The following is a 12,672-nucleotide window of genomic DNA, read 5'->3' as shown; positions in this document are numbered from 1 at the left end:
ATCATATACATTAATATTATTTACATGAAAACTACGATCATAGGCTTGCTACTCTTGGCTACGGCAAATATCCATGCACAGGAGAAAGCCCAAACATACCAGTTGGCAGATGCTCCCCGCTACAGTGAGGAGACGGGATATGGATATGATCTCGTCGCTACTCCCGAAAAAGGCAGTAAGGCACCCTTCTTCTTTTCTGTCCGTGTGCCGGACGGTAACTACCAAGTAACCGTTCGCCTGGGAAACAAGAAACAGGCAGGAGTGACCACTGTAAGAGGCGAGTCACGCCGACTATTCATTGATAACCTTGCGACCCAAAAGGGACAATTCGTAGATGAAACATTTATCATCAACAAACGCAATCCCCGCATTTCCGAAAAAGAATCCGTACGAATCAAACCCCGCGAAAAGGCCAAACTGAACTGGGACGATAAACTGACGCTGGAATTTAACGGCGATGCACCCGTATGCCAGAGTATCAGTATCGAGCCTGCCGATCCGTCGGTGATTACCGTTTTTCTATGCGGTAACAGTACCGTAGTCGACCAGGACAACGAGCCATGGGCCAGCTGGGGACAAATGATACCTCATTTTTTCGGTACGGACGTTTGTATCGCCAATTATGCGGAATCGGGCGAATCTGCCAATACGTTTATTGCCGCAGGACGTTTGAAAAAAGCATTGAGCCAGATAAAGAAAGGAGATTATCTTTTCATGGAATTCGGGCATAACGACCAAAAGCAAAAAGGGCCGGGCAAAGGAGCTTATTACTCTTTTATGACCAGCCTGAAAACATTTATTGATGAAGCCCGTACACGGGGAGCATACCCTGTACTGGTCACTCCCACCCAACGCCGGAGTTTCGACGCAACCGGACATATCCGTGACACACACGAAGATTATCCGGAAGCCATGCGCTGGCTGGCAGCTAAAGAAAATGTTCCGTTGATCGATCTCAACGAAATGACCCGTACACTTTATGAAGCTTTGGGAACAGAAACGTCGAAACGTGCTTTCGTACACTATCCGGCAGGCACTTATCCGGGACAGACCAAAGCTTTTGAGGATAACACCCACTTCAATCCATACGGAGCCTATCAAATAGCCCAATGTGTGATTGAAGGAATGAAGAAAGCCGTACCGGAACTGGCTAAACACCTGAAAATAGACCCGTCCTATAATCCGGCACAGCCGGACGATGTAAATGGTTTCCACTGGAACGAATCACCATTCACGGAAATTGAAAAACCGGACGGAAATTAAGAGATAAGTAGTAGGTATTAAGTATTAAGAATCAGGCATTAGATAAATATGAAAACCAAAAGCATCTTCCCCCTGTTCCTATTGGCAGGCACACTTTTGACAGCAGCTTGCGCCACCCCAACGGCTAAACAGGCAGGAAACAACAGCTTCGAATGGGGGCAGGTTCCGCAGCAACCGGATTTGTCGTGGGCCGACAGTGTAGGCAGCCGGCAAATGCCCGGAAACAATGTAACTTTATCCGCTAATTCTTTTGGCGCAGTAGCAGACAGCACGGTGCTTAGCACGGAAGCTATCCAGAAAGCAATTGACAGTTGTGCCGTCATCGGTGGAGGAACGGTAGTTCTCCAGCCGGGATATTATCAGACTGGCGCACTGTTCATAAAAAGCGGTGTCAACCTGCAACTGGACAAAGGGGTGACTTTACTGGCCAGCCCATCCATTCATCATTATCCCGAATTCCGTTCGCGGATTGCAGGAATCGAGATGACATGGCCCGCGGCAGTTATCAACATTGTCAATGAAAAGAACGCTTCCGTCAGCGGAGAAGGAACGCTGGACTGCCGGGGAAAAGTATTTTGGGATAAATATTGGGAAATGCGGAAAGAATACGAAGCAAAAGGATTGCGCTGGATTGTGGATTACGACTGTAAACGGGTACGGGGCATCCTCATAGAACGTAGTTCGGACATTACATTGAAAGGATTTACCCTGATGCGTACCGGTTTTTGGGGATGTCAGATTCTTTACTCCGATTATTGCACGATAGACGGATTGACCATCAACAACAATATAGGTGGACACGGTCCGAGCACGGACGGTATCGACATTGATTCTTCCTGCAATATCTTGATCGAAAACTGCGATGTAGACTGTAACGATGATAATATCTGTATCAAATCGGGACGGGATGCAGACGGACTGCGGGTGAACCTTCCTACGGAAAATGTGGTCATACGCAATTGCATCGCCCGCAAAGGTGCCGGACTTATCACCTGCGGAAGCGAAACTTCCGGTAGCATACGGAATGTATTGGGATATAATCTGGAAGCAATCGGCACCTCCGCTGTACTGCGGTTGAAAAGCGCCATGAACCGCGGAGGAACAATCGAAAACATTTATATGACCGAAGTAAAAGCGGAAAACGTCCGTCACGTACTGGCGGCGGACTTGAACTGGAACCCCAGTTACAGTTACAGCACTTTACCCAAAGAGTATGAAGGGAAAGAAATCCCGGAGCACTGGAGAATCATGCTGACTCCAGTAATGCCTCCCGAAAAAGGTTATCCGCGTTTCCGCAATGTCTACGTATCAAAGGTAAAAGCGGAAAATGTGGACGAATTTATCTCCGCTTCGGGATGGAATGACTCGTTACGTCTGGAAAATTTCTATCTTTATGCCATCGAAGCGCAGACCGACAAACCTGGCAAAATCTGCTATACGAAGAATTTCAACTTATCTGAAATCACATTAAAGACAGAAGAAAAGAATGTCATTGAACTAAAAGAGAATGAACAAAGTAATATCAACTTCAACTATGTTAAGACATCTCCTGACCATCGTACTGCTGGTAATCTTGCTCATTGATGCGCAAGCACAAGCACTGACGCCACCTGCCGGCACTTTCCGGTTGGGTATATCAAAAGGAAATGAAAGCCACTGGCTAAAGCCTAAAGAAAAGATACAGGGAGTGTCCTTCCAATGGAAAGCACTGCCCGATAGTCGTGGATTTATCCTGGAAGTAGAAGTCGCCTCTGCTCCGGAAGCCGATGCCCTATTTTGGAGTTTCGGCGATTGCCAACCGGATTCGGACATCAATGTATTCAGCGTGGAGGGACAAGCCTTCACTTGCTACTACGGAGAAAGTATGCAATTACGGACGCTGCAGGCTGTCACTCCTACCGATGATATTCGCTTGAGTGACGGACATAAGGATGCAACTCCCCTGATGCTTTACGAATCAGGCAAACGAACCGACCGCCCTGTACTGGCCGGACGTTGCAGTCTCTCCCCGGCTTCTTCCCGAAACGAAGGAAGCAAGCCTTTCCGGCTTTACTTCTGTTTCTACGAACAGAATGAAAAAGCGGATTACAACTACTATATGTTACCGGATATTTTTGCCAAAATCGACAAAAAATGAAAAGGATCTATTTATTATTCAGTCTGTTAATAGGTTGTATCTATCTACATGCAGCCATTTATAATGTAATGGACTTCGGAGCCAAAGCGGATGGGAAAACGATTGATTCGCCTGCCATCAATCGTGCGATTGAAGCGGCCGCACAGGCCGGAGGAGGCACAGTATATCTACCTGCGGGAGAATATGCGTGTTATTCCATCCGGTTAAAAAGTAACATTCATATCTATCTGGAACAGGGCACCCGCATTATTGCCGCCTTTCCCGGAAAAGAAGAAGGATATGATACCGCCGAACCGAATGAACATAATAAGTATCAGGATTTCGGTCACAGCCATTGGAAAAACTCTTTAATTTGGGGAATCGGGCTGGAGAATATTACGATCAGTGGTCCCGGCTTAATCTACGGCAAAGGCTTGACCCGTGAAGAGAGCCGCCTGCCGGGTGTAGGCAATAAGGCGATCAGCCTGAAAGATTGCAGAAATGTGACCCTGAAAGATTTATCCATGCTGCATTGCGGGCATTTCGCCCTGTTGGCTACCGGAGTGGATCATCTGACGATTCTGAATCTGAAAGTAGACACCAACCGGGATGGCTTCGATATTGATTGCTGCCGGAACGTACGTATCAGCCAATGCACGGTGAACTCCCCTTGGGATGATGCCATTGTATTGAAAGCCTCTTATGGATTAGGACGCTTCCAAGATACGGAAAATGTGACGATCAGTGATTGTTATGTCAGCGGCTTTGACAAAGGCAGTGTAATGGACGGCACTTGGCAGTTGGACGAACCGCAGGCTCCCGATCATGGTTTCCGTACGGGACGCATCAAACTCGGCACAGAAAGTAGTGGAGGTTTCCGCAATATTGCGATTACGAACTGTATCTTTGAACATTGCCGTGGATTGGCATTGGAAACGGTAGACGGAGGACATCTGGAAGATATTGTAATCAGTAATATTACAATGAGAAATATAGTCAACGCACCTATTTTCCTCCGGTTGGGCGCACGTATGCGCAGTCCTGAAGGCACTCCTGTGGGCACCATGAAACGTATTCTTATCAGCGATATCAATGTATGGAGTGCCGACAGCCGGTATGCTTCTATCATCAGCGGCGTACCGGGAGCCTGTATCGAGGATGTGACTTTGCGTAATATTCACCTCTATTATAAAGGTGGGTACAGCGAAGAAGATGGTAAACGAGTTCCGCCCGAACAGGAAAAAGTATATCCCGAACCGTGGATGTTCGGCACGATTCCAGCTAAAGGATTTTATATCCGTCATGCACGGAATATTACCTTCGACGGTGTTCGTTTCCACTTTGAACAGCCGGACGGACGGCCACTCTTTGTTACCGATGATACAGAAAACATAGAATATTATAATACGCCGAAAGAATGATGAATAAAAGACAATGGATAGTCCTTTGCCTGCTTGCCGCAGGTGGAGTAATGCAAGCACAGCAATGGCCGGATGCTCCGGTGGAAGCACGTCCCGGTGCCAGATGGTGGTGGCTGGGAAGTGCCGTAGACAAAAAGAACCTGACATACAATCTGGAAGAATATGCACGCACCGGAATGGGGGCGGTAGAAATTACTCCCATCTATGGTGTGCAGGGCAATGATGCGAACGAGATTCAATTTCTCTCTCCCCGCTGGATGGAAGTTCTCAAACATACACAGGCGGAAGGAAAGCGTACCGGTATCGAGATTGACATGAATACCGGAACCGGATGGCCTTTCGGCGGACCGGAAGTCAGTATTGAAGATGCAGCCACTAAGGCTATCTTCCAGACATACAACCTAGAGGGAGGCAAAGAGATTGAACAAGATATCAACGTGACCGACCCTAAGCAACAGGCTTATTCCGTACTAAGCCGGGTGATGGCTTACGATGAGAAAGGTAAATGTATCAACCTGACCGCCCACGTAAAAAAAGACAAGCTACAATGGAAAGCACCTGCGGGCAAATGGAAAATCGTAGCTCTTTATATCGGTAAGACACGACAGAAAGTGAAACGTGCCGCTCCCGGAGGTGAGGGATATGTAATGAACCATCTCTCAAAGAAAGCTGTAAAGAACTATCTTTCCCGTTTTGACCGTGCTTTCAAAAGCAGCAAGACGAGCTATCCCCATACATTCTTCAACGACTCTTACGAAGTATATCAGGCAGATTGGACAGACGATTTCCTGGAACAATTCGCCCGTCGCCGGGGATACAAACTGGAAGAACATTTCCCCGAATTTCTGGACGAAAGTCGTCCGGAAGTCAGCAGACGTATCGTATCCGATTACCGGGAAACGATTTCCGATTTGTTATTGGAAAACTTTACCTGCCAGTGGACGGATTGGGCACATAAGAACGGCAGTATCACCCGCAACCAGGCACATGGTTCGCCCGGCAATCTGATTGATATTTATGCTGCCGTGGATATTCCCGAATGTGAGGGTTTCGGACTGTCGCAATTCCATATCGAAGGATTGCGTCAGGATTCTTTAACTAAAAAGAATGATTCGGACCTGTCTATGCTGAAATATGCTTCTTCAGGTGCTCATATTGCAGGAAAGACGTACACTTCTTCCGAAACATTCACGTGGCTGACGGAGCATTTCCGCACTTCTTTATCGCAATGCAAACCGGATATGGATCTGATGTTTGTTTCCGGTGTCAATCACATGTTTTTCCACGGCACTCCGTATTCTCCGAAAGAAGCCGAATGGCCCGGATGGTTGTTCTACGCTTCTATCAATATGAGTCCGACAAACAGTATTTGGCGTGATACTCCTTCATTCTTCAACTATATCACCCGTTGCCAGAGTTTTCTGCAAATGGGACGGCCGGATAATGATTTCCTGATTTATCTTCCGGTATATGATATGTGGAATGAGCAGCCGGGACGATTGTTATTATTCACGATACACCACATGGATAAACTGGCTCCTAAGTTTATCGACGCTATCCATCGCATCAACAACAGCGGGTATGACGGGGATTATATTTCCGATAACTTTATTCGCAGTACACGTTTCAAAGACGGACAGTTGGTTACTTCGGGCGGAACGGGCTACAAAGCGTTGGTAGTGCCTGCTGCACACCTAATGCCGAGTGATGTATTGGCACATCTTTATGAACTTGCCAAACAGGGAGCTACTATCGTATTCCTCGAAAATTATCCGACAGATGTACCGGGATACGGTCAGTTGGAACAAAAACGCCAAAGTTACCAGCATACGATCCGGCAACTTCCGGCTGTTTCTTTCTCGGAAACAACCGTTACTCCAATCGGAAAGGGGAAGATTATCACTGGAACGGATTATGCACGCACATTGGCCAGCTGCAATATCTCTCCCGAAGAAATGAAAACCAAATTCGGACTACAAGCGATCCGGAGAGTGAATGATACGGGACACCACTATTTCATCTCTTCCTTGCAAAACAAAGGAGTGGACGGTTGGATCACATTGGGAACGAATGCAGCCGCAGCCGCTCTCTTCAATCCCATGACCGGAGAATGTGGTGAAGCTAAAGTAAAACAGGCAGACGGAAAAACACAAGTCTATCTACAACTAAAATCCGGTGAATCAATTATTCTGCAAACATATCAACAACCTTTGCAGGCATCCAAACCGTGGAAGTATGTCAAAGAGCAACCTTTCAGTCTTCGTCTGGATCATGGTTGGAAGCTACACTTCGCCGAAAGCAAACCGGAAATTCAAGGGACATTTGATATAGATCGCCCCTGTTCATGGACCCATATCGATCATCCGGCAGCCCAAACGAACATGGGAACCGGTGTTTATTCCTTAGACATCGAATTGCCGGCTTTGCAGGCTGACGACTGGATTCTTGATTTGGGAGATGTACGCGAAAGTGCCCGTGTCCGCATCAATGGACAGGAAGCGGGATGCGCATGGGCAGTGCCTTATCAACTAAAGGTAGGCCAGTTCTTAAAACCCGGAAAAAACCACATCGAGATAGAAGTCACGAATCTCCCTGCGAATCGAATTGCAGAATTAGACAGGCAGGGAGTGCAGTGGCGCAAATTCAAAGAAATCAATATTGTTGATTTGAACTATCGTCCGGCCAATTATGGACATTGGAGTCCATTGCCCTCCGGCTTGAATAGTGAGGTACGGCTGATTCCGGTAAATGTGATGCCATAGTTGAGGCATTGTCATATCATCATACCGCAACAAACTATTTTTTCAATCTTGTACTTAAGACTTTTCAGTGCAAAGATTAAGACTTTTCAGTGCAAAGATTAGTAGTTTTTTATGCAGTCGGTAAGTCGTCCCGTTACAATGGGACAATAGGCACATTGCAAAGTGACCAATATCACCTTATAAGATGATATTGGTCACTTTGTAATATGATTACCTGTCTTTGGGAAGATGAGAAGCACTAAAGATACAAAATTAAATAGTAAAAAGCAAGAGTGAGACAGGAAATATAGCTTCATCCCCTGAACGGATTGATTCTATTTCCGAACCGGGGAATGGACTTAAAAGACTATTTTAAATCCATTACAGCCTGCTCCAACTGTTTCAATGCTTTTTCCAGCGTAGCACGCGGACAAGCAACGTTCAACCGCATAAATCCCTCGCCTTCCTTACCGAATGTTGTTCCATCATTCAGCGCCAGATGAGCATCTTCTACAAAAAGACGATTCAGTTCTTCCTGATTGAGTCCCAATGCGCGGCAATCCAGGAAAATCAAGTAAGAGGCTTGCGGACGGATCATCTTGATAGCAGGAATATGTTCTTTCAAATACGTTTCTGTGAAATCCACATTTCCTTTAATATATGCTACCACTTGGTCCAGCCATTCTGTACCATGACTGTAAGCAGCTGCTACACTTAAATAAGCAAAGAGATGTCCTTCGCTAAACTCGCTTGCTTCCATATATGTCTGGAAACGGTGACGAAGTTCGTCGTTCTCAATAATTGCATAGGAACTAGCCAATCCCGGCATGTTGAATGCTTTGCTGGGAGACATAAAGACAAGAGAGTTCATCCGTGCCTTCTCTGAAATCAAAGCAAAGGTAGGATGTTTGTATGGAGGCAGGGTTAAGTCAGCATGAATCTCGTCAGAGATAACCAATGTGCCGCTTTCATAGCAGATATCGGCTATTTGAGACAGTTCTTCTTTGGTCCATACACGTCCACCCGGGTTATGAGGGTTGCTTAGAATAAGCAATTTGCATCCTTGAATATCTTGACGGAAGCGGTCGAAATCAATATAATATTGTTCATCTTTCAGGACTAACGGACTGAATACCACTTCACGTTCATTCTTTTGAGTGACTAAAAAGAAAGGATGATAAACAGGGGGCATTACCATTATCTTATCTCCCTTTTGCGTAAAACAGTGGATCACAAAAGCCAAGCCGCGAACAATACCGGGAGTGAAAGTCAACATCTCTTCACGAATCGCCCAACCATGGCGATCCTTCACCCAGTTAATAATAGACTCCGACCATTCTTTGCAAGCAAATGTATATCCGAGTACTTCATGCTCCAGGCGTTTTTTCAAAGCCTCTATGACAAAAGGAGCTGTGCGGAAATCCATATCAGCTACCCACATTGGAATCAGGTCATTGCGCCCCCAACGATTCTCTACTGCATCCCATTTTACGGAATCTGTACCATGACGGTTTATTATTTCATCAAAATTATAGTTCATACTGCATAATATTGTTAGGTTATGTGTATAATAAACAGTTAGCAAAGATAGTTGTTTTCGTGGTATTACCGAAAGGCAGCCTCTAATTTTGTATGCTCTATCAAAACATAGAGGGCCGGAGCAATACAGCATCCGACCCTCATATTCATACCCTGAAAAAAAACTAAGAACCTATTTGTCTTTATTATTCATTCCAACGATGCACTATAAATCCACGCTTACCATCTTCTGTTTTTAAAGAGATGAAATAGATATGCGGATGGCTCGTCGGACCTGTACCGATACGTTTTTCCAAAATAAACTCGGTAAGTTTAACGGCAGAGGCTGCTTTGTCTGTATACGAAGTCTTAGTGTCATTGATAGTCGTTTCAAACTTCGGATTACGGTTGGCAGCATTCACACAATTTAAATTGTTTGCCCAACCACCGTTAAAGTAAACATAATATGTATCTTTCACTTCACCGTTTTGTTGATACCAGTACATATCTTTTGGCGTTGCATAAGATCCGGTACTGGAAACTCCGGCCGTGTTAATATCGGCACGATAACCATCCCAATAAATACGTGGCGTCGGGTCGTCAAGATTGAGCGGTACCCATAAATCTATGGAACGGCTTTCCTTTTCCTGGTCGGTCACAGTAATGGTTGTACCACCGTCACCTACCACAGTAACAGTTACTGTGGTGCCGGATATTGCCACAGTAGCTACCCCTTCATTCAAAGATTTAACGGTATAACCGCCATTACCGGAAGTGATATTGAAAGAAATCTGTTGAGGCGTACCCTCGTACACATATTCTCCCTCAAGAATCCCCTCTTTATCAAACAGAACAGGACGAATCGGATTCGTCACCCGCACTTTAAGAGTAGCTGACTTGTTTCGGGAATCTGTCACAGTAATCGTTGCCTGATTGACATTTGCTTTACCGCCAAGTATCAGTTTATATCCTCCTGTTACGTCGGGGTCTTCCACAATTTCAGCACTGATGGCTTCAGGAGCAGAATTGGTTACTGTATAACCGCCATTACCGGTCAGGATTTTCATTTCACGAAGAATAACGCCGTCATTATCCAGACGCAATACTTCCACTCCCTCCGGGAGCGATTCGAGTGTCAGTTCCTGAAGTTTACGTACTTCAACCGTCATGAGAGCACGATTGTAGCTATCATCCGAAAGGCGAACGATGGTGCTACCTATGTCACCGCCTGTCAACAGTATCTCATTGCCAACCACCTCGGCAGTCACCACATCCTCATTATCACTCTCTACACGATAATTCACACCGTCCAAACCAATACCGATATGCAGGACTTCGCCCTCAACGAGCACCGGATTGTGCGTAGTAAGCGGAACATTGACATAAGGGTAATACACATCTTTGTCATTTTCACATCCCGTCATCAAGCAGAGAAGAGCCAGAAAAGGGATAAAGGATAAATATTTTATTTGTTTCATTGATTCAAGATTTTTAAAGCCCGATTAAATCTCCCCAAGGGAATATCCGGACAGACTGTTAGTTTTATCAAGTTCTGCAATATCCCGTCTTATTAAAACAGAAAGAAGCATAATTGCCATCCCATTAATAATTAGGATTCTGATACATTCCGTCTTTATTCGTCGAGATCTGTATCTCACTCAACGGAATGGGGAACAAATAATTCTTATCACTGTCGAAGCTGGTTTTCGTCGTACTAAAACCATTACGGTTTTCCAGGAAGTGCTCAAGCATACCGGTACGTGCGAGGTCATACCAACGCCAGCGTTCGAAGCAAAGCTCACGGGCGCGCTCCAACAAAACATCTTCGAGTGTATACGTATCGTAATTCCCAAATCCGGGGGTATCGTCTTCAGTGACAGCAACTCCCTGATTTAATCCGCGGGCACGTTGCACGATGCGATTCATTGCTTCCACACCCTCGTCGGACGGTGAACCGTTGTTCAACATCAAATCGGCTTCGGCATACATCAGCAGTACATCGGCAAAACGCAGTACGAGGATATTGTTCGGACAGTTGGAATACACAAAGTTGGTATGTTCATCTTTCCAGGTAGCTCCCCAACGATATTTGGTGACACCACTGTTCGTTACAGACTTCGCATTGTCTCCGGGTTGCGGTTTACCGCTTAGCTCCGTCATGGGTTTCTGTGCTATCGGGCTATTATTGGTCTTATCAAAGTCAATCACATAATCGGCCAGATTCCACTCCCGACGCTTGTCGTAACCATTGGCATCATAATAGTTCCAGAATGAGGGAACATATTTAAGGTTGCATTGTCCGGCAATGGCATTTGTACGCCAGCCACCGTAAAGTTTCTGTCCGTCGGTATTGATTGCACGGGCACCGTATTCTTTCGGCCATTGTGAGCCATAAGGATTCTGTGCGCTGAACTGTATTTCCCAAATCGTCTCTTTATTGATGTTCTTATTTTCAATTTTAAAGACATCTCCGTAGACCGGTTCCAGATCACGTCCGCTGTTGGTGATTACATCTTGCAGCAGTGCCAATGCATCACCGTAAAGTTTTTCATCCGTTTGTTCTATCTGCTCGTAACCGGTTACACGATCAGCGGCACGTGCCGAAGCCATCGTTATATATACTTTTGCCAGCAATGTTTTGGCAGCCCAGTAGTTCGCCCAACCGCCATCTATCTCTTTAGGCAGAACATCTTCGCCCAAACAGAACAATAAATCATCTTCAATGAGTTGATAAACTTCTGCTACCGGTGTACGTCCCATGTCGTAAGTCAGCTCCGTCACATGATCGGTCATCAAAGGCACGGCTCCGAAAGTCTGCACCAGGTTGAAATATCCCCATGCACGTAAAAAGCGTACATTAGCCACATAGCGGTTGATAAGTTTAGCGTCTCCTTCGATTCCCTGTGCTTTGTAGATAACAGTGTTGCAGGCGGTAATCAACCGGTAGTAGCGAAACCAGAATTGCTTGATACAGCCATCGGTAGGCGTATATGTGTAGCGGTCGATAAAACCACGCAGGTTCGTTTCATTGGGATACATACACTCGTCCGTACCTACCATACCGACAAATAACGGGGTATTGGTGCCGACGTTATACATATAGCGCAGCGTAGAAAACGCACCGACTGCTCCTACTTTCAGAGATTCGACAGTCTTATAGAAAGTTCCTTCATCGAATTCAGACTCCGGCTTCTCTTCCAAGAAATTGGTACAAGACGAAACGGAAGTTCCGAGTAGGAACGTAGTAGCCAATAATAATATGATATATTTTTTCATGGAATTCAATATTCAGGGTGTTAAACAAATCAGAAAATAAAATTAAAACCGACAGAATAAGAACGATTGCGCGGATAAGCACTGTAGTCGAGACTCGGCATCAAGTCGCCTGTCTGTCCCTGACGAGTGTTTACTTCCGGGTCAAATCCCGTATATTTGGTAAATACGCAAAGGTTCTTGACCGAAGCAAACAGTTTGATGTTCTGCATACCAACTTTCTTGGCTACTTTCTTTCCAAGTGCGTAGGCCAGCGTGATGTCTCCTATACGGAGGAACGAACCGTCTTCAAGCATTTTGGATGTACAGTAGTTGAGTGCCACCCCACCCGGCATACGAT

General features: G+C 45.7%; 9 protein-coding genes. 5 read left to right on the top strand and 4 right to left on the bottom strand.

Translation table 11 applies throughout. The annotated features are described in order from the left end of the window. Positions 1-24: 24 nt before the first annotated feature. The 5 genes from ACT8YW_RS12710 to ACT8YW_RS12690 are packed head-to-tail and all read left to right on the top strand — an operon-like array spanning position 25 to position 7,562. Positions 25-1,263 (top strand): rhamnogalacturonan acetylesterase, encoded by a 1,239-nt coding sequence (locus tag ACT8YW_RS12710; RefSeq protein ID WP_444105350.1) that lies wholly within the window; start codon positions 25-27, stop codon positions 1,261-1,263. A 48-nt stretch (positions 1,264-1,311) separates the two neighbouring features. Then, a complete protein-coding gene (locus tag ACT8YW_RS12705; RefSeq protein WP_444105348.1) occupies positions 1,312-2,847 on the top strand; it encodes a glycoside hydrolase family 28 protein in 1,536 nt (511 codons plus the stop codon). After that, positions 2,798-3,400 carry a DUF4450 domain-containing protein gene (locus ACT8YW_RS12700; RefSeq protein WP_149964270.1) on the top strand — a complete coding sequence of 201 codons (603 nt, stop codon included), beginning with the start codon at positions 2,798-2,800 and terminating at the stop codon, positions 3,398-3,400. The genes ACT8YW_RS12705 and ACT8YW_RS12700 overlap by 50 nt, the downstream gene beginning before the upstream one ends. Further along, the gene (locus tag ACT8YW_RS12695) at positions 3,397-4,800 is read left to right on the top strand and encodes a rhamnogalacturonidase (protein ID WP_444105345.1); all 1,404 of its coding nucleotides are present in this window, start codon (positions 3,397-3,399) and stop codon (positions 4,798-4,800) included. Before ACT8YW_RS12700 ends, ACT8YW_RS12695 begins: the two co-directional genes overlap by 4 nt. After that, positions 4,797-7,562 carry an alpha-L-rhamnosidase gene (locus tag ACT8YW_RS12690; protein ID WP_444105343.1) on the top strand — a complete coding sequence of 922 codons (2,766 nt, stop codon included), beginning with the start codon at positions 4,797-4,799 and terminating at the stop codon, positions 7,560-7,562. Before ACT8YW_RS12695 ends, ACT8YW_RS12690 begins: the two co-directional genes overlap by 4 nt. A 346-nt stretch (positions 7,563-7,908) precedes the next feature. On the opposite strand, the gene ACT8YW_RS12685 is transcribed toward ACT8YW_RS12690, so the two are convergent. The 4 genes from ACT8YW_RS12685 to ACT8YW_RS12670 form a co-directional block, all read right to left on the bottom strand. Next, positions 7,909-9,081, bottom strand: coding sequence for a MalY/PatB family protein (locus ACT8YW_RS12685; protein WP_444105341.1), 1,173 nt, complete (start codon positions 9,079-9,081; stop codon positions 7,909-7,911). A gap of 184 nt (positions 9,082-9,265) precedes the next feature. Further along, positions 9,266-10,537 carry a hypothetical protein gene (locus ACT8YW_RS12680; RefSeq protein WP_444105339.1) on the bottom strand — a complete coding sequence of 424 codons (1,272 nt, stop codon included), beginning with the start codon at positions 10,535-10,537 and terminating at the stop codon, positions 9,266-9,268. A 124-nt stretch (positions 10,538-10,661) separates the two neighbouring features. Further along, positions 10,662-12,335: a RagB/SusD family nutrient uptake outer membrane protein gene (locus ACT8YW_RS12675; RefSeq protein ID WP_444105338.1), complete on the bottom strand. Its 1,674-nt coding sequence runs from the start codon at positions 12,333-12,335 to the stop codon at positions 10,662-10,664. Positions 12,336-12,364: 29 nt separating this feature from the next. Then, on the bottom strand, positions 12,365-12,672 hold a 308-nt coding region (locus tag ACT8YW_RS12670), incomplete at its 5' end, for a hypothetical protein (protein WP_140399013.1).

The sequence above is a fragment of the Bacteroides sp. genome (assembly GCF_052357945.1).
GTDB lineage: Bacteria > Bacteroidota > Bacteroidia > Bacteroidales > Bacteroidaceae > Bacteroides.
The sequence above is the reverse complement of the archived record's forward strand: the minus strand, read 5'-3'. Positions and strand labels throughout refer to the sequence as shown.